The 23,319-nt window shown below is 68.2% G+C and carries 20 protein-coding genes; 15 read left to right on the top strand and 5 right to left on the bottom strand.

Going from position 1 to position 23,319, the window contains the following annotated elements:
* Nucleotides 1–49: 49 nt before the first annotated feature.
* Complete coding sequence (locus HWX14_RS14250; RefSeq protein WP_175883297.1) at nt 50–1,024, bottom strand: LysR family transcriptional regulator; 975 nt, start codon at nt 1,022–1,024, stop codon at nt 50–52.
* Nucleotides 1,025–1,166: 142 nt separating this feature from the next.
* Between HWX14_RS14250 and aspA the strand changes: the two genes are divergently transcribed.
* Together aspA and HWX14_RS14240 are read left to right on the top strand one after the other, a co-directional pair.
* Nucleotides 1,167–2,573 carry an aspartate ammonia-lyase gene (gene aspA / locus HWX14_RS14245; RefSeq protein WP_175883296.1) on the top strand — a complete coding sequence of 469 codons (1,407 nt, stop codon included), beginning with the start codon at nt 1,167–1,169 and terminating at the stop codon, nt 2,571–2,573.
* A 77-nt stretch (nt 2,574–2,650) separates the two neighbouring features.
* Nucleotides 2,651–4,156, top strand: coding sequence for an amino acid permease (locus HWX14_RS14240; protein ID WP_175883295.1), 1,506 nt, complete (start codon nt 2,651–2,653; stop codon nt 4,154–4,156).
* Nucleotides 4,157–4,235: 79 nt separating this feature from the next.
* Here HWX14_RS14240 and HWX14_RS14235 read toward each other — a convergent pair whose 3' ends face one another.
* Nucleotides 4,236–4,919 (bottom strand): phospholipase, encoded by a 684-nt coding sequence (locus HWX14_RS14235; protein WP_175883294.1) that lies wholly within the window; start codon nt 4,917–4,919, stop codon nt 4,236–4,238.
* A gap of 161 nt (nt 4,920–5,080) precedes the next feature.
* Between HWX14_RS14235 and HWX14_RS14230 the strand changes: the two genes are divergently transcribed.
* The 7 genes from HWX14_RS14230 to HWX14_RS14200 all read left to right on the top strand — a co-directional run bounded on the left by HWX14_RS14230 (nt 5,081) and on the right by HWX14_RS14200 (nt 11,352).
* On the top strand, nt 5,081–5,314 hold the full coding sequence (locus HWX14_RS14230; protein ID WP_244130218.1) for a virulence-associated protein: 234 nt from the start codon (nt 5,081–5,083) through the stop codon (nt 5,312–5,314).
* A gap of 328 nt (nt 5,315–5,642) precedes the next feature.
* A complete protein-coding gene (locus tag HWX14_RS14225; RefSeq protein WP_175883292.1) occupies nt 5,643–8,036 on the top strand; it encodes an MCP four helix bundle domain-containing protein in 2,394 nt (797 codons plus the stop codon).
* Between the two features lie 22 nt (nt 8,037–8,058).
* Nucleotides 8,059–8,787: a methyl-accepting chemotaxis protein gene (locus tag HWX14_RS14220; RefSeq protein ID WP_175883291.1), complete on the top strand. Its 729-nt coding sequence runs from the start codon at nt 8,059–8,061 to the stop codon at nt 8,785–8,787.
* Nucleotides 8,784–9,365 (top strand): hypothetical protein, encoded by a 582-nt coding sequence (locus tag HWX14_RS14215; protein WP_175883290.1) that lies wholly within the window; start codon nt 8,784–8,786, stop codon nt 9,363–9,365. The genes HWX14_RS14220 and HWX14_RS14215 overlap by 4 nt, the downstream gene beginning before the upstream one ends.
* Nucleotides 9,366–9,387: 22 nt before the next feature.
* A complete protein-coding gene (locus HWX14_RS14210; RefSeq protein WP_175883289.1) occupies nt 9,388–10,347 on the top strand; it encodes a chemotaxis protein CheX in 960 nt (319 codons plus the stop codon).
* Nucleotides 10,348–10,383: 36 nt separating this feature from the next.
* Nucleotides 10,384–10,749 (top strand): response regulator, encoded by a 366-nt coding sequence (locus HWX14_RS14205; protein ID WP_006486240.1) that lies wholly within the window; start codon nt 10,384–10,386, stop codon nt 10,747–10,749.
* A gap of 144 nt (nt 10,750–10,893) precedes the next feature.
* Nucleotides 10,894–11,352 (top strand): DUF3592 domain-containing protein, encoded by a 459-nt coding sequence (locus tag HWX14_RS14200; protein WP_175883288.1) that lies wholly within the window; start codon nt 10,894–10,896, stop codon nt 11,350–11,352.
* A gap of 27 nt (nt 11,353–11,379) precedes the next feature.
* Here the strand turns inward: HWX14_RS14200 and HWX14_RS14195 are convergent, their stop codons facing one another.
* Nucleotides 11,380–12,258 carry a LysR family transcriptional regulator gene (locus HWX14_RS14195; protein ID WP_175883287.1) on the bottom strand — a complete coding sequence of 293 codons (879 nt, stop codon included), beginning with the start codon at nt 12,256–12,258 and terminating at the stop codon, nt 11,380–11,382.
* Between the two features lie 137 nt (nt 12,259–12,395).
* On the opposite strand from HWX14_RS14195, the gene HWX14_RS14190 reads away from it, so the two are divergent.
* Both HWX14_RS14190 and HWX14_RS14185 read left to right on the top strand, forming a co-directional pair.
* On the top strand, nt 12,396–13,826 hold the full coding sequence (locus HWX14_RS14190) for an MFS transporter (RefSeq protein WP_175883286.1): 1,431 nt from the start codon (nt 12,396–12,398) through the stop codon (nt 13,824–13,826).
* A 189-nt stretch (nt 13,827–14,015) separates the two neighbouring features.
* The gene (locus HWX14_RS14185; RefSeq protein ID WP_175883285.1) at nt 14,016–14,810 is read left to right on the top strand and encodes an enoyl-CoA hydratase; all 795 of its coding nucleotides are present in this window, start codon (nt 14,016–14,018) and stop codon (nt 14,808–14,810) included.
* 196 nt (nt 14,811–15,006) lie between these two features.
* On the opposite strand, the gene alr is transcribed toward HWX14_RS14185, so the two are convergent.
* Complete coding sequence (gene alr / locus HWX14_RS14180; protein ID WP_175883284.1) at nt 15,007–16,128, bottom strand: alanine racemase; 1,122 nt, start codon at nt 16,126–16,128, stop codon at nt 15,007–15,009.
* A gap of 305 nt (nt 16,129–16,433) precedes the next feature.
* Here alr and HWX14_RS14175 point away from each other — a divergent pair, with 305 nt between their 5' ends.
* The gene (locus tag HWX14_RS14175; RefSeq protein ID WP_175883283.1) at nt 16,434–16,805 is read left to right on the top strand and encodes an MAPEG family protein; all 372 of its coding nucleotides are present in this window, start codon (nt 16,434–16,436) and stop codon (nt 16,803–16,805) included.
* A 48-nt stretch (nt 16,806–16,853) separates the two neighbouring features.
* On the opposite strand, the gene HWX14_RS14170 is transcribed toward HWX14_RS14175, so the two are convergent.
* Nucleotides 16,854–17,801, bottom strand: coding sequence for a LysR family transcriptional regulator (locus HWX14_RS14170; protein WP_175883282.1), 948 nt, complete (start codon nt 17,799–17,801; stop codon nt 16,854–16,856).
* A gap of 119 nt (nt 17,802–17,920) precedes the next feature.
* Between HWX14_RS14170 and HWX14_RS14165 the strand changes: the two genes are divergently transcribed.
* From HWX14_RS14165 to glnP, 3 genes are all read left to right on the top strand, one after another.
* A complete protein-coding gene (locus tag HWX14_RS14165) occupies nt 17,921–21,460 on the top strand; it encodes an ABC transporter ATP-binding protein (RefSeq protein ID WP_175883281.1) in 3,540 nt (1,179 codons plus the stop codon).
* Nucleotides 21,461–21,840: 380 nt separating this feature from the next.
* Nucleotides 21,841–22,593, top strand: a complete 753-nt coding sequence (gene glnH / locus HWX14_RS14160) for a glutamine ABC transporter substrate-binding protein GlnH (protein ID WP_012338385.1) — start codon at nt 21,841–21,843, stop codon at nt 22,591–22,593.
* Between the two features lie 15 nt (nt 22,594–22,608).
* Nucleotides 22,609–23,316, top strand: a complete 708-nt coding sequence (gene glnP / locus HWX14_RS14155; RefSeq protein WP_175883280.1) for a glutamine ABC transporter permease GlnP — start codon at nt 22,609–22,611, stop codon at nt 23,314–23,316.
* Nucleotides 23,317–23,319 lie beyond the last annotated feature (3 nt).

Genomic DNA, 23,319 nt, shown 5'->3' with positions numbered 1-23,319 from the left:
ATCGCGCCGATGCCGCCGGCCCGCGATCCGGGCCGCGCATCGGCGCGCGCTACGCGCGTGCGTCGCGAATCTTCGCCAGCTCCCGATCCGACAGCTCGCCGATCTGCGCGAGGTGTTCCGCGAGAAAATCCTTCAGCACGCGCAGCTTCGCGGAGCTGCGCCGGTTCGCCAGATACGCGATGTAGATGAATTCGCCGGTCAGCCGGTTCTGCAGCCGGTAGCGCGGCAGCACGGCTTCGAGCTGGCCGTTCGCGAGCAGGTCGCGCACCAGCCAGATCTCGAATTCGGCGATGCCGAGCCCCGCGCAGGTCGCCTCCAGCAGCAGCTCCGAATGGTCGGTGACGAGATTGCCGGCCGGCAGCACGCTGTGCTGCGCGTCGCCGCGCACGAGTTCCCAGCGCGGATCGCCTTCCGGGTGCACGTAGCGCAGGCAGTTGTGGTCCTTCAGGTCGTCCGGCGTCGCCGGGCGCCCGCAGCGGTCGAGATAGCCGGGCGTCGCGCACAGGATGCTGTCGTTGCGCGACAGCCGGTGGACGACCAGGTTGTCCAGGTAGTTCTCGCCTTCGTGGATGTCGAGATCGAAGCCGCCGGCCACGAGGTCGTTGTGGTTGTCGGTGAGCCGCACGTCGAGCTGGATCGTCGGGTAGCGCGAGAGAAACGGCGCGATCAGCGGCGCGAGATGGCGGCGGCCGAACGCGACGGGCGCGGTGAGCTTCAGCGGGCCGCTCGGCTGCGCATTCAGCTCGGCGACGACGCGCAGCGTGTCGTCGAGATCGGCGATCAGCGTGACCGCGCGCTCCAGATAGATATGGCCGGCTTCGGTGAGCGTCACGCTGTGCGTCGAGCGGTGCAGCAGCGCGACGCCGAGCGCCTCCTCGATCGCCGTGACCTTGCGCGCGACGGTGGACGTCGACACGTGCATCTCCTTCGCGACCGCCGAAAAACTCCCCGTTTCGACCACGCGCACGAACGCGCGCATCGCGCCCAGGTGATCGATGCCGGTTTCTCTCGCGCCTTTTTTCATTCGATTCTCGCTGTTGCGTCCCACGCAAAACCGCTTTCGATAATACAGAAGCGAGCTTGTTTTTGCAAAGGCATAGAATGCGAACCCGTCGCGTCGGCAAGCGGCGGCCGGCGAGCGGCACGAGACATTTCAGGAGGGCACGATGGCAGAGCACGGCTTCCGCGTCGAAGCGGATCTTTTAGGGAAACGAAGCATTCCGGATACCGCCTATTACGGTGTCCACACGCTGCGCGCGAAAGAGAATTTCGACATTTCCGGCCGCACCATCGCGTCGCTGCCGTACCTCGTGATGGCGCTCGCGTCCGTGAAGGAAGCGGCGGCCGACGCCAATTGCGAACTCGGGCTGCTGCCGCGGCCGTACCGCGATGCGATCGCCGCCGCGTGCGTCGAGATCCGCGAAGGGCGGCTGCACGACCAGTTCGTCGTCGACATCATCCAGGGCGGCGCCGGCACGTCGACCAACATGAACGCGAACGAGGTGATCTGCAATCGCGCGCTCGAAATCATGGGCCACGCGCGCGGGCAGTACGAATACCTGCATCCGAACGAGCACGTCAATCTCGCGCAGAGCACCAACGACGTCTATCCGACCGCGATCCGGATCGCGACGTGCTTCGCGGTCGAGCACCTGCTCGAAGCGATGGCGCGGCTGCGCGATGCGTTCGCGGAGCGCGCCGACGCGTTCGCCGGCTTGCTGAAGCTCGGCCGCACGCAGTTGCAGGACGCGGTGCCGATGACGCTCGGCCAGGAATTCTCGACCTACGCGGTGATGCTGACGGAAGACATCGCGCGGCTGCAGGAAGCCGGCTGGCTGATTCGCGAGATCAACCTCGGCGCGACCGCGATCGGCACGGGCATCACCGCGCACCCGCAGTACGCGGAGAAGGCGTTGGCCGCGCTGCGCCGCATCACCGGGCTCGACCTGAGCACCGCGCCGAACCTGATCGAGGCGACGCAGGATTGCGGCGCGTTCGTCCAGGTGTCGGGCGTGCTCAAGCGGATCGCCGTGAAGCTGTCGAAGATCTGCAACGACCTGCGGCTGCTGTCGAGCGGCCCGCGCGCCGGCTTCGGCGAGATCAACCTGCCGCCTGTGCAGGCCGGTTCGTCGATCATGCCCGGCAAGGTCAATCCGGTGATCCCGGAAGTGGTCAACCAGGTTGCGTTCGAGGTGTTCGGCAACGACGTGACCATCACCTTCGCGGCCGAGGCCGGCCAGCTTCAGCTCAACGCGTTCGAACCGGTGATCGCGAGCGCGCTGTTCCGCAGCTTCAGCCACTTGACGGCCGCGTGCACGACGCTCGCGCAGCGATGCGTGAGCGGCATCACCGCGAATCCGGAACGGCTGCGCGAAACGATGGAGCGCTCGGTCGCGCTCGCGACCGCGCTGAATCCGTACATCGGCTACAAGCGCGCGACCGCCGTGGCCGCCGAAGCGCATGCGACCGGCAAGTCGATCCGCGAGGTCGTGCTGGCGCGCGAACTGATGACCGAGGCGCAACTCGACGAAGCGTTGCAGCCCGAAGCGCTGATCCGGCCGCGCGCGTTCTGACGTCGGGCCGTTCGCGGCCGTACCGAAAGCGCCCCCGGAGCGGGGCGCGACACATCAACAAACAACGGAGACTCACGATGACACACCCCAGCGAGCGCCCGGCCGGTCCGGCCGGCGGCGCGGATGCCGCGCATGCCGATCCCGATGCGATGTTCGCGTCGCACGAAGCCGGCTACGCGAAGCAGTTGAAGCCGCGGCACGTGCAGATGATCGCGATGGGCGGTGCGATCGGCACCGGCCTCTTTCTCGGCGCGGGCGGCCGCCTGCAAAGCGCGGGGCCGGCGCTCGCGCTTGTCTATCTCGTGTGCGGCGTGTTCGCGTTCCTGATCATGCGCGCGCTCGGCGAGCTCGTGATGCACCGGCCGACCAGCGGCAGCTTCGTGTCGTACGCACGGGAGTTCATGGGCGAGCGCGCGTCGTTCGTCGCGGGCTGGATGTACTACCTGAACTGGGCGACGACCGGCATCGTCGACATCACCGCGGTCGCGATCTACATGAAGTACTGGGCCGTGTTCACCGACGTGCCGCAGTGGGTGTTCGCGCTCGGCGCGCTCGGAATCGTGTCGGTGATGAACATGATCGGCGTGAAGGTGTTCGGCGAGATGGAGTTCTGGTTCTCGCTCGTCAAGGTCGGCACGCTCGCGGTGTTTCTCGCGGTCGGCGCCGTGTTCCTCGCGAGCGGCCATCCGGTGGGCGGGCAGATGACGGGGCTGCATCTCGTCGCGGATCACGGCGGGATCTTCCCGCACGGGATCCTGCCGGCCGTGCTGATCGTGCAGGGCGTCGTGTTCGCGTATGCGAGCATCGAGCTCGTCGGCGTCGCGGCGGGCGAGACCGCCGACGCGCGCAAGGTGCTGCCGAAGGCGATCAACAGCGTGATGTGGCGCATCGCGCTGTTCTACGTCGGCTCGGTCGTGCTGCTGACGATGCTGCTGCCGTGGACCGCGTACAGCTCGCACGAAAGCCCGTTCGTCACGTTCTTCAGCAAGCTCGGCGTGCCGTACGTCGGCACCGTGATGAACGTCGTGGTGCTGACGGCCGCGCTGTCGAGCCTGAATTCCGGCCTCTATTCGACGGGCCGCGTGCTGCGCTCGCTCGCGATGGGCGGCTCGGCGCCGCGTTTCGTGTCGCGGATGAACGCGCGCGGCGTGCCGTACGGCGGGATCCTGATCACGGTCGCGATCAATGCGATCGGCGTGCCGCTGAACTACATCGTGCCGGCCCAGGCGTTCGAGATCGTGCTGAACATGGCGTCGCTCGGGATCATCACGACGTGGGGCTTCATCGTGATGTGCCAGATCCTGTTCCGCCGCGCGGTCGATCGCGGCGAGATGAAGGCCGTGTCGTTCCGGATGCCCGGCGCGCCGTTCACGTCATGGCTCACGCTCGCGTTCCTGGTCGGCGTGCTGGTGCTGATGGCATTCGACTACCCGGGCGGCACGTGGACCATCGCGATGATCCCCGTCGTCGTGCTCGCGCTGGTGATCGGCTGGAAGCTCGCGAAACGTGGCGCCGAGCGCGAGCGGGCGGCGGCGATGCCCGCATCCGTGCGTGGTGTTGCGGATCCCGCGCAGAACGCGTGACGTCCATGCACCGGGGGCGCCGGTCCGTTCGCGGGCCGGCGCCCCCGGTGCGTTCGGTTCAAGTTCGGTTCACATTCGGTCAGTTCAACCCGGCGCGCTCGCCGACCCATCGGCCGAAATCGCCGGCCATCTGCGCGGTCAGCTCATGGCCGGCGCCGTACAGCCGCGTGTCGTGCGCGACGCCGAGCGCCGTCAGCTTCGCGTCGGCCGTGTCCGCCCACGCGACGGGCAACTTGTCGTCGAAGCGGCCGTGCATCACCAGCGCGTGCAGCGTGCTCAATGCATCGTGCGGCGCGATCAGCGGATCGATTTCCGGCAGGATACGGCCGCACAGCACGGCGAACGCGCTGACGTCGCCCGGCGACGTGAGGCCCACGCTCGCGCTCATGATGCCGCCCTGGCTGAAGCCGGCGATCACGGTCGGCAACGCGGGGGCCGCGCCATCCTGCGCGCGGAGCGCATGCAGCAGCGTGAGCAGTTGCACGCGGCTCTCGTCTGCCCGCGCCGCATCGATTTCAGGGCCGTTCGGGCCGAAACGCACCGGAAACCACGCATGTTGATTGGGCCCGAACGTGAGCGGGCCGCGCAGGAACGCGATTTCGATGCGCGGATCGATCACGTCGGCCACGTTCAACAGGTTGGTCTCGTTCCCGCCGACGCCGTGCAGCAGCAACAGGCGGGCGGCGGGGCGGCCGGTGGCCGGACGCAGCAGGTATCGAAGGCCGGATTCGGGTTCGGTGGTCAACGGCAGGACGTCGGTCATTGCATGGGTCCGGTTGGGGGAGTGATCCGACAGTCTAGAACGCCCGGGGGGTGAGGTGAATCGCCGGATTGCGATTGATTCTTTCTCACTAGGAATGAATTGACCGGCTTGAAAGTTTTTTGTCAGAATCGGGTGCGACCACCGACACACCGGGAGATCCCATGAATTCGACGAAAAGATTTGAAGCCGACGATGCCAAAGGTGAACGGCTTCCCAAGGACGCGAGATTCGGCGCTCGCAGTTCCCATGAACCTCGTCGCAGCGCAGTGAGCGTGAACGAGCCGGCGCCGGAGCAGTGGGCGTGGCTGGCACCTCTGATCGGACCAATAGACCCGGAGTTTGAAAACGCGCTCGCGTCGCGACCCGCGATTTCAGACGAGAGCGGATGCATTTGACGTTGCGGCAGCAAAGCGAATGCGCAAACGTTTTACCGGTATTCCACCGGATTGAATGGTCGGATCGAGAAATTAAAGAATGAATATCCAGATCCGATTTGCCGAGGTCGCCGGGCAAGCCGCACGGGACGCCCAGGCCAGCAGTTAACGGCCAGTCCAATAAGAACTTTAGCCTTTTCTCACTGCAATTAATCATTGCAATTTCCTCAATGAACGATTGATTTTCGGTCATCGGACAGTCATACACCATCCCCGATAATTCGGCGCTCACATTCTTTCAATAGACCAAAGGGCGATCGAAATCCGATCGCCGCGGGGAGCCGTGTTCATGACCATCCGTCATCGCATTACGCTGCTAGTCGTCCTGACGTTCTTCGCGCTGTCCGCGATCGGCATCTATGCCGTGTACCAGACGCGCAAGAGCGCATCCGAGGTGCGTCAGGTCACCCAGGGAATCGTGCCGAGCGCGCTCGCGTCGGCGGATCTCGTCGCCGACGTGAAGAACATCCAGATCGCGACGATGACGCTCGTCTACGCCCCCGACGCGAACACCGCCGCGCAGGCGCGCGACGAGCTGAAGGCGAAGCAGGCCGCGCTGCGCGCCGCGCTCGACGCGCAGGCGAAATCGGCGGTCGGCCGCGCGCAGGAAGGGCTCGTCGCACAGGCGAAGGACAGCGCCGCGAACTATTTCGCGGCGATCGACGACACCGTGAAGATGAAGACGGACGGCAAGGCCGAGATGGCGCAGGCCTACCTGTTCGCGAACGTCGCGCAGTATCGCGACGAACTCGAAAGCATCGTCGACACGCTGCGCGTCGAGAAGAACCGCCAGAAGGACGACGCGATCGGCGCGCTGAACGGGATGCTCGCGACCACGGCGACCGCGATCGCGGGCGTCGCCGGCACGGTGATCGTGCTGCTGACCGCGCTCGGCTTCGTGCTGTATCGCCAGATCACGCGCCCGTTGATCGGGATGCAGACGGCGATGAGCGAGATCGCGACGAGCCAGGATTTCACGCGCCGCGTGCCGGTGGGCCGCATGGACGAAATCGGCCATTCGATCGTCGCGTTCAACGGGATGATCGAGAAGATCCAGGAGAATGCCGCGCAACTGAAGCAGAAGACGGCCGACATTCAGGCGATGCTGCAGAACATGCAGCAGGGCATCCTGACCGTCGTCGAGGGGGGCGTCGTGCATGCGGAATATTCGGCGTACCTCGAAACCATCTTCGAGACGAACGACATCGCCGGCCGCGAGCTGATGGCGCTCGTGTTCGACGATTCGGCGATCGGCGCGGACGCGCGCTCGCAGGTCGACGCGGCCGTGCATGCGTGCCTCGGCGAGGACAGCATGAACTTCGAGTTCAACGAACACCTGCTCGTCAACGAAGTCGCGAAGCGGATGCCGGACGGCCGCGAGAAGTGGCTCGACCTGAGCTGGTCGGCGATCACCGACGAGACCGACACCGTGGTGCGCCTGATGCTGTGCGTGCGCGACGTGACCGAGATCCGCGAGCTGACAGCGCAGGCCGGCGAACAGCAGCGCCGCCTCGAGATGATCGGCGAGATTCTGTCGATCAGCCAGGACAAGTTCCACGACTTCGTGCACAGCGCGAAGGGTTTCCTCAGCGAGAACGAGCGGATGATCCGCCAGCACGAGCGCGCCGATCACTCGATCGTCGCCGCGCTGTTCCGCAACATGCACACGATCAAGGGCAACGCGCGCACCTACAGCCTGCAGCACCTGACGAACATCGTCCACGAGGCGGAGCAGGCGTACGATTCGCTGCGCCGCGCGGACAGCGGCCCCGAGTGGAACCGCGACGCGCTGATGGACGACCTGGCGCGCGTGCGCGAAGCCGTCGACCACTACGCGACGATCAACGCGGTCACGCTCGGCCGCAGCGGCGAGCCGGCACCGAATGGCGCCGACTTCCTGATGGTCGAGCGCGCGCACATCAGCGAGAGCCTGCGCGTGCTCGACGGCGCCGATCCGGCCAACGCGTCCGACTGGCACGCGGCGCGCGACGCGGTGCGGCGCATGCTGAGCCAGCTCGGCACGCAAGGGATCGGCGACGCGCTCGGCGGCGTGATCGAATCGCTGCCGTCGCTCGCGGCCGAGCTCGGCAAGCCGGCGCCCGTCGTGCATATCGACAGCCACGGCCAGCGCGTGCGCAGCGAGATCGTCGCGACGCTGAAGAACGTGTTCATGCACCTGCTGCGCAATGCGATCGACCACGGGATCGAATCGTCCGACGCGCGGCGCGCGGCCGGCAAGCCGGCGTCCGGCACGATCGACATCGCGGTCGGCGTGGGCGGCGGCGAACTGTGGTTCGTGCTCGGCGACGACGGCCGCGGTCTCGCGCTCGACCGGATTCGCGGCATCGCGCGCGAGCGCGGCTGGATCGATGCCGCGAGCGAAGCGGCGCTGTCCGACGAGGATGTCGCCGAGCTGATCTTCCGGCCGGGCTTCTCGACCGCGCAGACGGTGACCGAAGTATCGGGGCGCGGCGTCGGGATGGACGCGGTGCGCAATTTCCTGAAGCGCGACGGCGGCGATATCGCGCTGCGCTTCACCGACGATCGCGTCGGGGCGCCGTATCGCGCGTTCGAGACGATCGTGTCGCTGCCGGCGCGTTTCGCGGCGGATGGCGGTGGTGCCGCACACGGCACGGGGCACGCGCAGCGGGCGCGCGTCGCGGATATCGACGCAGCGGAGTGACGGCGTGATCGTGCAGGCGTGGATGACTCAGATGGCCGCCGCGCTGGCGGGCGGCGTGATTGTCGCGGTGGCGGCGGCGATCGCGTTTCGCGTGATGCGCCAACGGCTCGTCGCGTCGCTGGAGCGCGACGCGCACGCGTTGCGCGATGCGCTCCGCGCGGCCGATGCGCGGGCGGAAGAAGCGGCGTCCGCGCATGCGGAAGCGGCCGACGCGTGGGCGCAACGCGAGGCGCAGCTCGAGGCGGCGCTGACGCGCGAGGCATCCGCGAACGGCGCGCAGCGCGACGCGTTGCAGGCGCTGTCGGCCGACCGCGCGGCGCTCGCGCAGCACGCGATGAAGATCGCCGACGAAGCCGCGCGCCTGCGCGGCCTGGCCGGCACGTTCGAGCGCTGGCACGAGCAGATGATCTCGCTGACCACGCAGAACCAGGACATGCGCGCGAAGAACCAGGAACTGTCGGCGATCGTCGCGCACGTGTCGATCGTGTCGCTGAACGCGTCGATCGAGGCCGCGCGCGCGGGCACGGCCGGGCGCGGTTTCTCGATCGTCGCGAGCGAGGTGCGCGGGCTGGCCGCGCGCTCGCAACAACTGTCGAACAGCTATCGCGACAGCCTGAACCGCAACGATCTCGTGACGGCCGCGACGTTCCAGGACATCCAGGCCGGCGGCAAGATGATCACGGCCGCGCTCGCGACCGTCGAGACGCTGGCCGGGCAACTGCACGCGCGGATCGAAGGAGCGGCCGCGTGATCAGCGCACGGGCGAGTGCCGGTTTCGAGCGGATCTTTTTCGATGCCGCGCGCACGCGGCTCGCCGCCGGCGGCGCGTGCGACATCCGGCCGGCGGCCGGCCACGAACACGACGCGCCCGATGGTGTGCACGCGAAGTCGCGATCGACGCCGAAGGTGCCCGAACATGTGGTCGTGCTGACGATCTCGGCGCTGCATTTCCGCCTGCTGCTCGCGCTGCGCTTCAGCGACGACGACGCGACGCGCCGCCATTTCGCCGGCGCGACGGCGGGCACGAGCAGCCAGCGGCCGCTGACCGACGCATTCATGGAAGTCGCGAACCTGTGTTGCGGTGCGATCAACCAGGCGCTGACCACGCCGTTTCCCGATCTCGGGATGTCGACGCCTTACCTGCTGAGCGGCGCGAGCATCGACTCCATGCGTGCGCTCTCGCCCGATTACGTGGCCGCATACGACCTGACGCTCGACGGCGACGTGCGGATCGGCGCGACGCTGTGCGTGTGCGCGAACGCGCCGGTCGATTTCCACGTGCCGGAAACGGCCACGGTGGACACCGGCGGCGAGCTCGAGCTGTTCTGACCGACCATCAGGAATCCATCAGATGACCGAAGACCAACCCGTCAGCAAGGTGCTCGTCCTCGACGACAGCCGCGTGCACGCCGACGCGATCAAGCGCTTCTGCGACGCGCACAACCTGGTCGGCCTGACCGTGCGGCGCAGCCGGCTGCTGAAGGTGCTGCGCTCGAACATCGACCTCGGCGCGATCCTGCTGGCCGAGGATTACGGCGGCTCGCCGGCCGAGAGCGCGATCATCGCGACGCAGATCGACGCGCTGCGTCCCGAGCTGCCGATCATCCTGCGCCGCGAATCGCTCGCGTCGCGCGACGGGCTGCCCGATGCGCTCGCCCGTGTCGCGTGCGCGGCCTACGTCGCCGACGACATGACGCCGCTCGAGCGCGCGATCGACGAATACCTGTTCGGCCGCGACTACCCGAACGCGCTCGTGCGCGGCATCTCGGAGATCACCGAGGCGCGCATCGACAGCCTGTTCCCCGGCATGACGATCGAGCATGACACGCCGTGCATCGTTCGCGACCAGATCATCTTCGGCGAGGTGTTCAGCCTGATCGCGCTCGAAAGCGCGTGGTGCCGCGGCTACATGCTGTTGCAGACGAGCGAGCAGCCGCTGCTCGACATGCTCGGCGGCACGCGCGACAGCGGCCGCGCGCCGGATTTCCGTGATGTGAACAGCGTGCTCGGCGAGCTGACCAACCTCGTGTGGGGCGCGTTCAAGAACCGCTATCTCGGCGACGCCGAGGCACTCGCGCGCCACCCGGTGCAGGTGCCGCTTGTCGTCAATCACAAGCAGAAGTTCATCTCGTTCGGCGGCGACTGTCCGCAGCTCTGCTTCAAGTACCGGATGACCGATCCGGCCTCGGGGCGCTCGGTCTGTCTCGACCAGCGTTTCGTGTTCAGCCTGAGCTGGTCGCCGGAGGATTTCCGCGAATCGGTGCAGGACGTCGGGCCGATGGTCGAGGCGGGCGAACTCGAACTGTTTTGAATGTTGAAGTCAGCAACGACGAAAGGGGAATACGACATGGCAAAGATTCTGGTGGTCGACGATTCGGGCACGGTGCGCGACGAAGTCGCAGGCTTCCTGCGCAATCACGGGCTCGACGTCGCGACGGCCGTCGACGGCAAGGACGGGCTCGCGAAGCTCAAGGCGACGCCCGGCGTGCGCCTCGTGATCAGCGACGTGAACATGCCGAACATGGACGGCCTGACGATGGTCGAGAAGATTCGCGGCGAACTGGCGAACACGGCGGTCAACGTCGTGATGCTGACGACCGAAAGCAGCCCGGCGATGAAGGAGCGCGGCAAGGCCGCCGGCGTGAAGGGCTGGATCGTGAAGCCGTTCAAGGGCGACGCGGTGCTCGACGCGCTGAAGAAGCTCGCGGGCTGACGCGCCGGCGGGCCGTCGAACGGTTGCGCGCGCAATTTACAGCGCACCGGGATGTCCGTGTCCTGCCGGATGCCGAGGGCGGCGTGGTGGCGCATCATGCGCCGCACGCCCGGCATTCACGAACATCAGGAGCGGAACGAGCCGATGGCATCCGAATACGGGCGACCTGCTGCACGGCACACGGAAATGCAGATCGCGAAGGGCGTCGTTTTTACCGTCGTGGGCACGTGCATGCTGATCGGCGTCGCGCTGTACGCGCAGTCGACGCGCGAATTCCTGCGAACGTCGGTCGTCGTGCCGGGGCGCGTCGTCAAGCTGAACGCGGGCCCGCATCATCCGGAGATCGCGTTCACGACGCTCGCGGGCGAGCAGGTCGAATATGCGCAGGGCGGCGACGTCAGCGTGCAGGACGGCGCGACGGTGGAGGTGCGCTATGCGCCGGACGCGCCGAAGATGACCGCGCGGCTGAATACGTTCGGCGCGATCTGGGGTGGCGTGCTGGCAATCGGCGCGATGGGGGCGGTCTTTTTCGCCGTCGGCGCCGCCCAGTTGCGGTCGGGGGTGCGTACCTGGCGTAGCGCGCGGAACACGGCCGCGCGCTGACGCGCAGGCCCGACGCCCGGAAGCCTGCTACCGGCCCGCCGCCGCCGTCGCGAATTCGTCGACGACGGCTTCGATCACCGCCTGCACGCGCGCGGTCTTGTAGAGATCGGCATGGGCGACGAGCCACACGTCGAAATGATTGCACCGCGGCGCCATGAGCCGCACCAGCTCCGGCTCGGTGTCGGCGCGAAAGCACGGCAGCTCCGCAATGCCGAGCCCCGCCAGCGCGGCCTCCACCAGCATCATCGTCGACGACGTCTGGAACATCACGCGGCCGCGCGACGTCGGCTCGCCGCACAGCGCATCCCACATCGTCGGCACCACCGGCTGCTGATACATCACCAGATCGTGCCCGTCGAACGCGCTGCCCGCGACCGGTTCGCCCCGTTCGGCCAGATAGCGGCGCGACGCATAGATGCCCGTTTCGAGATGCCCGAGCCGCCTGACGATCAGGTCCGGCGATTCCGGCCGCAACGTGCGGATCGCGAGATCCGCTTCGCGGCGCGTGAGGTTGGTGATTTGCGCCGACGTCACGCACACGACGTCGATGCCGGCATGCCTGCGCCGCAAGTTGGCGATCGCGGGCACGACGAAGCGCTTGCCGAGCGTGTCGGTCGTCGCGATGCGCACGGACCCGGCCAGTTGCTCGTCGAGCCCCATCACGCGGCGCTCGATCGTGAGCGATGCGCGCTCCATCGTTTCGGCCGGTTCGAGCAGCGCTTCGCCTGCGGTCGTCAGCACGTAGAGGGACGGCGTGCGGAGAAACAGCCGGGCCGATAGCTCGTCCTCGAGCGCGGCGATCCGGCGTCCGACCGTCGCCTGGTCGACGTTCAACTGCGCCGCGGCGCCGCGCAGCGTGCCGGTGCGCGCCAATGCGAGGAAGAAGCGGGCGTTGTCCCAGTTCATACGAATGGATTGTGTCATCGGGCAGGCGGCGACGAGCGGGAACGGGTGATGCAAATCTGCATCAGGCAGATGCGAAATTATCACTTTTCCGCATCGCACGCCCGGTCCTAGACTCCCGGCATCTGCGTGGAGGTGTCATGTCCGATTGCCCATCCGTTTCCGTCCCCGTTTCCCCCGTCGCGCTCGCGGCGCCAAGCCGCGCGACGGCGCGCGAGCAGCGCCTGACGCTGGCGCTCGTCGCCGTCGGCATGTTCATGGCGGTACTCGATTCGACGATCGTCAACGTGGCGCTGCCGGCGATGCGCACGAGCCTCGGCGCGACGGTCGCGGAACTCGCGTGGATCGTCGATGCGTATACGCTCAGCTTCGCCGCGCTGATCCTCGCGGGCGGCGCGCTGTCCGACCGGTTCGGCGCGAAGCACGTGTATCTCGCCGGGCTGGCGTTGTTCGTCGGCGCATCGGCGGCGTGCGGCGTCGCGTCGTCGGTGGCGATCCTCGTGGTCGCGCGCTTCGTGCAGGGCATGGGCGCCGCGCTGTTCCTGCCCGCGTCGCTCGCGATCGTGCGCAGCACCTTCGACGTGCCGGCCGAGCGCGCGCGGGCGATCGCGGTGTGGGCCGGCATCGCGTCGGTCGCGGTCGCCGTGGGGCCGGTGCTGGGCGGGATCCTGGTCGACGATTTCGGCTGGCGCAGCGCGTTCCTGATCAACGTGCCGACCGGCGCGGTCGCCTTTGCCGGCGCGGCGGCGCTCGTGCGGGCATCGGTCGCGCGGGACGTGCGCCACTTCGACTGGGCCGGCCAGTGCATCGGGGCGGCGGCGCTCGGCGCGCTGTGTTTCGCGGTGATCGAATTGCCGACGCGCGGCGCGGGCGCCACGGAGGTCCGTGCCGCGCTGTTGATCGCCGCGCTCGCGGCCGCCGTGCTGGTCGTCGTCGAGCGGCGTGCTCGTCATCCGATGGTGCCGCTCGCGTGGTTTCGCAATCGCGTGTTCGTCGCGATGAACCTGATGGGCAGCCTCGTCTATGTCGGCTACTTCGGGCTGCTGTTCGTGCTGAGCTTGTACCTGCACGGGCGCTTCGGCATGAGCGCGCGGCAGATCGGGCTGACGCTGTTGCCGTTCGCGCTGAGTCTGTCGCTCGGCAATCTGCTGTCGGGGAAACTGCATGGCCGCGTTCGTCCGGTCACGCTGATGGCGAACGGCCTCGCGATGGCGGCGCTGGCCATTCCGGCGATCGCGCTGGCGTTTGCGCTGCATGCGCCGTGGCCGGCGGTCTGGACGGCCATGGCCGCCTTCGGCACCGGGACCGCGCTGTCGGTCGCGCCGATGATCGCGACGGTGCTCGAACAGGTGCCTGCCGACGCGGCGGGCGTGGCGTCCGGGTTCCTCAACGCGGCGCGGCAGGCCGGCAGCCTGCTCGGCGTGGCCGTCGCAGGCGCCGCGACGATCCTGTTGCCGGATCTGACCGATGCGCTGTGGGCGGTCGCGGCGCTCGGGTGTGTCGCCTACGCGATTGCCGCGCTGGCCGCGAGGACGGCAGGCCGCGCGGAAGCCGCGCAGCGGGGCCGTTGACGCTTGATGCGCGCGGCATGGTCGTTGCGCAATGGCCGGCACGCCGCCGCACGTGCGCGTGCGGCGCCGCGGCTGGACGCCGTGCGGAATGTGGAGGACCATTTCGTGAACGATGCCGCGAACGGGCGACCCGAGTTTCATCCATTCGCGCCGCATCGAATCCTGCCGAACCCCGTCGAGCGGAACACCATGGAACCCATTCAAGAGACAGCCGAGCCGATCCTGCTGCGCGACACGCGCGACGGCGTCGTCACGCTGCGCCTGAATCGCCCGCAGCAGTTCAACGCGTTGTCCGAAGCGATGCTTTCGGCGCTGCACGATGCATTCGATACGCTGGCCGCCGATCCGCACGTGCGCTGCGTCGTGCTGGCCGCCGAAGGCAAGGCGTTCTGCGCCGGCCACGACTTGCGCCAGATGCGCAGCAAGCCCGAACTCGACTACTACCGCACGCTGTTCGCGCAGTGCAGCCGCGTGATGCTCGCGATGCGCGCATTGCCGGTGCCGGTGATCGCGCGCGTGCACGGCATCGCGACGGCGGCCGGCTGCCAGCTCGTCGCGGCATGCGACCTCGCGATCGCGGCCGATACCGCGCGCTTCGCGGTGTCGGGCATCAACGTCGGGCTGTTCTGCTCGACGCCGGCCGTCGCGTTGAGCCGCAACGTCACGGCCAAGCGCGCGTTCGACATGCTGGTGACCGGGCGCTTCGTCGATGCGGCGACGGCCGCCGCGTGGGGGCTCGTCAACGAAGCCGTGCCCGAGGACGCGCTCGATGCGGCCGTCGCGCGCAAGGTCGCGGAGATCGTCGCGAAGAGCCCGGCCGCGGTGCGGGTCGGCAAGCAGATGTTCTATCGTCAGCGCGAGTTGCCGCTCGACGACGCGTATGCGTACGCGGGCGACGTGATGGCACGCAACATGATGGAAGAGGATGCGGGCGAGGGGATCGACGCGTTCCTCGAGAAACGCAAGCCGACGTGGCGTTCGTGATGCGTTGACGGAGGCGGGCAGGAAGCGCTTCGGCACCTGACGTTGCGTAACGACTTATCGCTTCGTTGCCGGTACGCGTGGGCGGTTCGCTGCAAAGCAGACGGGCCACCCGTGGTGGCCCGCAAGCAGGAAGCACGGCTTGCGCGGCGACGCGGTTATGGACTGCCGAATCGCCGCACCGCCGAATCGCCGCCGCTCAACGCCCGTAGCTCCCCGTCCGCAGCGCCGGCTGCACGCTCGACGCGCCGGGCGGCACGATCACCACCGGCACGCGGCGCGCGAGCGCGCACATCAGCTCGTAGCCGATCGTGCCGCTGGCTTCCGCGACGTCGTCCACCTTCACCTGGTCGCCCCATAGCTCGACGCTCGAGCCGATGCCCGCGTGCGGGCACGGTGTCAGGTCGACCGTCAGCATGTCCATCGACACGCGGCCGATGACGCGCGTCAGCACGCCGTCCACCGCGATCGGCGTGCCGGTCGGCGCGTGGCGCGGATAGCCGTCCGCATAGCCGCATGCGACGACGCCGATCCGCATCGGCCGGTCGGCCGTGAAGCGGCGGCCGTAGCCGACCGTTTCGTCGGGCGCGAGCGTCTGCACGCCGATGATCTTGCTGGTCAGCGTCATCGCGGCCATCAGCGGCGTGTCGGCGATATCCCGCGCCGCGCCGGTCGGCGAAGCGCCGTACAGGATCGTGCCGGGCCGCACCCAGTCGCGGTGCGCGCGCGGATGCCACAGCACGGCCGCCGAATTCGACACCGAGCGCTCGCCCGGAATCCCGGCCGTGGTCGCATCGAACTGTTCGAGTTGCCAGTCGACCTCGCCTTCGTCGGCGTTCGCGAAATGCATCATCAGCGTGATCTTGCCGATCGACGGCGCACTCGCCGCGCGTTCCCACGCGGCGCGGAACGCGGCCGGCCGATAGCCGAGCCGGTTCATGCCGGAATTCATCTTCAGCTGGATGTCGATCGGCTGCCGCGGCTGCGCGGCGATCAGCAGGTCGAGCTGTTCGTCGCAGTGCACGGCGACCGTCAGCCGGTGGCGATCGGCCAGCTCGACGTCGGCCGGCTCGAAGATCCCTTCGAGCAGCAGCACGGGCTTGTCCCAGCCGAGCTCGCGCACGCGCACGGCCTCGTCGAGATCGAGCAGCGCGATGCCGTCGGCGGCCGGGAGCCCCGGGTAGATCCGTTCGATGCCGTGGCCGTACGCGTTGGCCTTGATCACGGCCCACACGCGCGATTGCGCGGCGGTGCGGCGGATGAAGTCGAGGTTGTGGCGGACGGCGTCCGGGCGGATATGGGCGACGATGGGACGGGGCATGGCAAGGGCTCGTGTCGGATGTCGTTCGGCGCGCGGCGGCGCGGGGGGAAACGGCTGGCCGGGCGCGGTGGCGCGCCAAGCCAGTGTTGAGCGCTATCTTATTGGTGTTCGACCAGTTTTAATTAACGTATTTGTCGGCGATTTGGTGGAAATTTTGGTGCCGTGGCGGGCCGGGCCCGTTGCCCGAAAGGGCCTGCGCGGCCGAGTCTCCCGTCTAGAAAACCGGTGCGCGAACGGCACGATGCAATGCTAAGCTCTCGGCGATCTTGTCATTGATCAATGTAATCATAACGGAGGAGACTTTGATGACGACGTCCCAGCTGTGCCTGTTCATCGTGGCGATGTTGCCGTTCCCGATGACGTTTCTCGCCAAGGCCCGCAAGGGTTACGACAACTGCGCGCCGCGCGAGTACCTCGCGAAGCTCGAAGGCTGGCGCGCCCGCGCGCAGGCCGCGCATCAGAATTCATGGGAAGCGCTTGCGCTGTTCGCGGTCGCGCTGCTGGTGGCGTGGCACAACGACGCGAACGTGCATCGCGTCGACCAGCTCGCGATCGCGTTCGTCGCGATCCGCATCGTCTATGCGCTGATGTACCTGCTGAACTGGGCGTCGCTGCGTTCGCTCGTGTGGTTCGGCGGCATGGCGTGCGTCGTCGGGCTGTTCTTCGCGACGCCGTAAGCGGTCGCCTACCGGCAACGCGCAGCCGGCCTTTGCAGGGCCGGCCCGTCAGGCGCGGCCCGCGTCCCGTGCGTGACGGTCGTTGGATGCGGGCGCAACGATCTTCGAGACGAACGGCGGTGCGGCCGCTTCGCTGCGCAGGAACGCGATCAACGGATCGAGCAGCCGGTGCCGCGTCGACGGATGGCGGCGCAGCACGAAGCGCCATGACGCGTCGCGTGCGAGGCCCGGCACCAGCGGCACCAGGCGCCCGCTGCGCAGTTCGGGCTCGATCAGCGGCACGCGGCCGAGCGCGATGCCCGCGCCGCCGACGGCCGCGCCGATCACCTGGCTGAAGCTGCTGTAGCGGACGATCTTCGTGTCGAAGTCGTCCGGCAAGCCGAAGTGCACCGCCCAGTTGCGCCAGTCGATCTCGGGGCTGTCCTCGTGCATTTCCTGCAGCAGCCGCGAGCGGCAGACGTGCTCCGACGCGTACGGAAACAGTTCGGGGCTGCAGACCGGAAACACGGTTTCCCCGATCAACACGTCGTCGTCGGCGCGCAGCCGGTGCGCGGGCACGTGCACGATCGCCAGATCGACGCTGCTGCGCGCGAAATCCGGCTCGTCGTCGAGCACGACCGCATGCAGCGGGGTGTCGGGATGCAGCGACGAGAATTCCGCGAGCCGGCGCGCGAGCCACATCGACGAAAACGGCGCGTTGGCGGATACGGTGAGCCGTTGTGCGGTGCCGCGAATCTCGGCGCACGCGTCGGTGAGACGCGACAGCGCATCGCCGACGGCCGGCAGCAGACGCGCACCGGCCGGCGTGAGGCTGATGCCGCCGAGCCCCGTGCTGCGTTCGAGCAGCCGCGCGCCGAGCGATTCCTCGAGCGAACGGATCTGGTGGCTGACCGCGCTGGTCGACACGTTCAGCTCGGCCGCCGCGCGCGCGAACCCGCCGAGGCGGACGGCCGCCTCGAATGCACGCAGTGCGCTGAGGGGAGGAAGGTGCGACATGCGGGGTATTGTAGTTGACTCAACACCCGTTGAAAAATCATCTTTTGCCGCGCGCGGGCGGCGCGGGTAGCCTCGATCCGGTCAACAAGAATGCAACGAAACACCGACCGGAGGGCTGCATGTATTTCGACCGACGACTATGGGCAATGATGGCGGGACTGCGCTGGCGGGTCGCGGCGGCCGTCGCGCTCGGGCTGCTCGCGATGGGTGTCGGCATCCTGCGCTTCGTGTTTCTCGGCCGCGTGCTGGCGCTGGTGTTTTCCGGCGCGCCGGCGCGCGGCATCGGCGAGGCCGTCGCTGCAACGGCGGCTTGCGTGCTGCTGCGTGCGTGGCTCGATCATCGCCGCACGGTGCTCGCGCAGCATACGGCGGGCCGCGTGCAGGCGACGCTGCGCGCGCGGCTGTTCGACCGGATCGCCGCGCTCGGCCCCGCATGGTTCAGCGGCGAACGCACGGGCGGCGTGATGCTGGCCGTCGTCGACGGCGTCGAGCAGTTGCAGACCTTCTTCGGCGTCTACCTGCCGCAGCTCGTGATCGCCGCGTGCGCGCCGATCATGATCTTCGCGGTGCTCGCGTGGTGGGACGTGCCGACGGCCGCGATCCTGCTGGTCGCGGCGCTCGTCACGCTCGCGCTGCCGCAACTCGTGCATCGCGCCGACAAGCGCGCGGCGCTCGCGCGTTCGGCCGCGTTCAAGGCGTTCGGCGAGGAGTTTCTCGACGCGGTGCAGGGGCTGCCCACGCTGAAGGCGTTCGGGCAGAGCACCGCGTTCGGCGCGAAGCTGGCCGCGAAGGCGCGCGCGCTGTCGGACAGCACGTTCTGGGTGCTCGCGCTCGGGCTGCTGACGCGGCTCTTCACGGATCTCGGCACCGGCCTCGGCGCGGCCGCGGCGATCGCGGTGGGCGCGTGGCGCGTGCGGCACGGCGACATGAGCCTCGAGGCGCTGCTGATCGTGCTGATGGCCGGCAGCGAGATCTTCCGGCCGTTGCGCGACCTGCGCGCGGTGCTGCACCAGGGGATGATCGGCCAGTCGGCGGCGAATGCGATCCATGCGCTGCTCGATGCCGGCAACCCTGCGCGTTCGGTCGACGCGCCGCGCGTGACGGGCCTGCGGCCGGAGATCGCGTTCGACGACGTCAGCTTCGCGTATCCGGGCCGCCGTGCGGATGCGCATGCGGCGCTGAGCTTCACGGTGCGCGAGGGCGAGACGGTCGCGATCGTCGGGCCGAGCGGGGCCGGCAAGTCGACCATCGTGCGCCTGCTGCTGCGCCAGCACGACGCGCAGGGCGGCGCGGTCCGGATCGGCGGCCACGACGTGCGCACGCTCGATGCGGACCAGGTGCGCGAGATGATCGCGGTCGTTGCGCAGGATGCGACGCTGTTCGACGGCAGCGTCGCCGACAACCTGCGGCTCGGCCGCCCGGACGCGAGCGACGCGGACATGATCGCCGCCGCACGCGCGGCCAATGCGCACGATTTCATTTCGGCGCTGCCCGACGGCTACGCGACGCGCATCGACGAACGCGGGCTGATGCTGTCGGGCGGCCAGCGCCAGCGCATCGCGATTGCTCGCGCGCTGCTGCGCGATGCGCCGATCCTGTTGCTCGACGAGGCGTTGTCGTCGGTCGATGCGGAAAACGAAGCGCTGATCCAGCAGGCACTCGACCGGCTCACGCGTGGGCGGACGACGCTCGTGCTCGCGCACCGGCTGTCCAGCGTGATCGGCGCCGATCGCATCCTGGTGCTCGACCAGGGGCAGGTCGTCGACGAAGGGACGCATGCGGCGCTGATCGCGCGCGACGGTCCGTATCGGCGGCTGATGGGGCCGCAGCTGGAAGCGGTTGCCGAAACCGTCGGCGCCGCGGCGGCGGCCGGCGCGACCGCGCGCGCGTCGTCGGGCCCGCAGGTGCGGCCGCTGAACGACGACGCGGCGACGATCGGCTGGCCGGAGACGTTGCAGACGCTGCTGCGCTTCGTGCGTCCGTGGAAGGGCAAGGTCGTGCTGACCGTGCTGTTCGGGATCGGCCGCGTGCTCGCGTTCATCGGCGTCGGCGTGATCGGCGCGCTGGTGGTCGGCGCGGTGCCGACCGGCCATGTCGGCACCGGGTTGGTTGCCGCGCTGCTCGTGATCGCGCCGGTCGCGGCCGTGCTGCACTGGCTCGAATCGTGGCTCGCGCACGACATGGCGTACCGGTTGCTCGCGGAAATGCGCATCGCGTTGTTCGCGACGCTCGAACGCCTCGCGCCGGCCGGGCTGCTGCGCCGCCGTTCCGGCGACCTCGTGTCGCTCGCGACGCAGGACGTCGAGACGGTCGAGTATTTCTATGCGCATACGCTGGCGCCCGCGTTCGTCGCGGTGCTCGTGCCGGCCGGCGTGCTGGTGCTGCTCGCGTCGATCGCGTGGCCGCTCGCGCTCGTGCTGCTGCCGTTCCTGCTGTGGGCCGGGCTCGCGCCGGTGCTGGCCCGGCGCGACGTCGACCGGCTCGGCACCGGCGCGCGCGAAGCGCTCGGCCAGCTCGGCGCGCACCTGACCGAAACGATCCAGGGGCTCGCGGAACTCACCGCATTCCAGGCGATCGCGCGCCGGCGCGCGGCATTCGTCGCCGAAGTCGACGCGTATCGCCGGCAGCGCGCGAAGCTGCTCGACGATCTGTCGACGCAAAGCGCCGCGCTGGAAGTCGCGAGCGGGCTCGGCGGGCTGGCCGTCGCGGCGCTCGGCGCGTGGTTGTGCGCACGCGGCGGGTTCCCGCGCGAGTCGGTGCCGCTGCTGGTGCTGGTCGCGGTGGCCGCGTTCATGCCGGTAGCCGAAATCGGCCAGGTCGCGCGCCAGCTTGCCGACACGATTGCATCGACGCGCCGCTTGCGCGCGCTGGAGAAGGAGCCCGTGACCGTGACGGACGGCGCGCACGCGATGCCCGACAATCCGGCGGTGCGGTTCGACGCGGCGTCGTTCACGTATCCGGGGCGCGGTGTGCCCGCGATCGATCGCGTGAGCTTCGACGTGCCGCCCGGCAGCACGGTTGCACTGGTGGGCGCGTCGGGCGCCGGCAAGTCGACCGTCGCGAGCCTGCTGCTGCGCTTCTGGGATCCGCAGCAGGGCCGCGTGACGCTCGGCGGCGTCGACCTGCGCGACCTGCGGCTCGACGATCTGCGGCAGCACATCGCGCTCGTTGCGCAGGATACCTACCTGTTCAACGACACGCTCGAAGCGAACATCCGGCTCGCCGCGAACGACGCATCCGATGCGGACGTGCGGCGCGCGATCGACCATGCGGCGCTCGGCGACTTCGTCGCGCGGCTGCCGGACGGGCTCGCGACGCGCGTCGGCGAGCGCGGCGTGCAGTTGTCGGGCGGCCAGCGCCAGCGTGTGGCGATCGCGCGCGCGTTCCTGAAGGATGCGCCGGTGCTGATCCTCGACGAGGCGACGTCGCACCTCGACACGATCAGCGAGCAGCAGATCCGCGCGGCGCTGGAGGACCTGATGACGCAGCGCACGTCGATCATCATCGCGCACCGCCTGTCGACCGTGCGCAATGCCGACCTGATCCTCGTGATGGAGCACGGCGCGGTGATCGAGGCCGGGCGGCATGCGGAGCTGATCGCGCGGCAGGGCGCGTATGCGCGGCTCGTGTCGCATCAGGCGAGCGGGGTCGCGGCGTGAGCGACGCGGCGTCGGCAATTCTCCGAGCGTTCCGCAACATGCGTTGAGCCGAGCCGGCGGTTGCCGGCTTCGCGTGCACGGCCATTCCGGCACGGCGCGCCAGCTTCTCTCCCCGTGCCGCCATCCACTGGCGCGCCACGATCCGGCGGGGCGTTCTGCCCCGGCCGTCTTCCCGTTTCCTCCGATCTATCCTTCCCGCGCCGCCCGGGTTTGCCTCGACGCATTTATTTGTTGCGGACTTTTTTGTTGTCGTAGTATCGCCATTGACAACACTTGTTGCACTATTGTTTAATTCGACATCGCATGTTGCGGTGCGGCTTGATGTCGTCGTTCCCCGGCCAGCAGGCCGGTTACATCGCTCAACCATGCGGAGAAATGCCATGAGTCGCCGTTCCTTCCTGAAAGCCGTCGCGGTTGCTGCCGCGCTCGGCGCCAGCCTCGCGCACGCGGACACCAAGACGCTCGTCGTCGGGACCGATACGTCGTTCATGCCGTTCGAGTTCAAGCAGGGCGACAAGTACGTCGGCTTCGATCTCGACCTGTGGGCCGAGATCGCGAAGGACCAGGGCTGGAAATACACGATCCAGCCGATGGATTTCGCGGGCCTGATCCCGGCGCTGCAAACGCAGAACATCGACGTCGCGCTGTCCGGGATGACGATCAAGGAAGAGCGCAAGAAGGCGATCGACTTCTCCGCGCCGTACTACGACAGCGGGCTCGCCGCGATGGTGCAGGCCGGCAATACGTCGATCAAGTCGATCGACGACCTGAACGGCAAGGTGATCGCCGCGAAGACGGGCACCGCGACGATCGACTGGATCAAGGCGCACCTGAAGCCGAAGGAAGTCCGCCAGTTCCCGAACATCGACCAGGCGTACCTCGCGCTCGAGGCCGGCCGCGTCGACGCGGCGATGCACGACACGCCGAACGTGCTGTTCTTCGTGAACAACGAAGGCAAGGGCAAGGTGCAGGTCGCGGGCCAGCCGGTCAGCGGCGACAAGTACGGGATCGGCTTCCCGAAGGGCAGCGCGCTCGTGCCGAAGGTCAATGCGTCGCTCGTGAAGATCAAGGCCGACGGCCGCTACGCGCAGATCTACAAGAAGTGGTTCGGCGCCGAGCCGCCGAAGATGTGAGCGTGATCATGCGCGATGGCGCGGCCGGGCGGCCGCGCCGGTCTTGAATCGAACGGGGAGCGACAAGTGAATTTCGATTGGTCGGCGATCTGGGCGGCGTTGCCGGACTTGATGGACGGGGTCCGGTTGACGGTGTTCATCGCATTACTGGGGCTGGTGGGCGGCTTCATCGTCGGGATGATCGCGGGCATGTTCCGCGCATACGGACCGAAGGCGATGAACGTGCTCGCACAGGTCTATATTGAGTTGATTCGCGGCACGCCGATCGTCGTGCAGGTGATGTTCCTGTATTTCGCGCTGCCGCTGCTCGCGCATATCCGCATCGACGGCCTGACGGCCGCGATTATCGCGATCACGGTGAATTCCGGTGCGTATCTCGCGGAAGTGGTGCGCGGCGCGCTGCTGTCGATCCCGAAGGGGCTGACGGAAGCTGGGCTCGCGATGGGGCTGTCGATGCCGCGCGTGCTGCTGAAGATCGTCGGGCCGCTGGCGTTCCGGCGGCTGATTCCGCCGCTCGGCAACCAGTGCATCGTGAGCCTGAAGGACACGTCGCTGTTCATCGTGATCGGCGTCGGCGAGCTGACGCGCAAGGGGCAGGAAATCATCGCGGGCAATTTCCAGGCGGTCGAGATCTGGAGTGCGGTGGCCGTCATCTACCTGATACTGACCGGCGCGATGACGCTGACGCTTCGGATCGTCGAAAAGCGGATGAAAATCTTTTGACGT

It is taken from the genome of Burkholderia sp. BCC0044 (genome assembly GCF_902832955.1).
In the GTDB taxonomy this organism is placed as follows: Bacteria; Pseudomonadota; Gammaproteobacteria; order Burkholderiales; family Burkholderiaceae; genus Burkholderia.
Note: the sequence above shows the minus strand (reverse complement) of the source record. Positions and strands in the feature narration are given on the sequence as shown.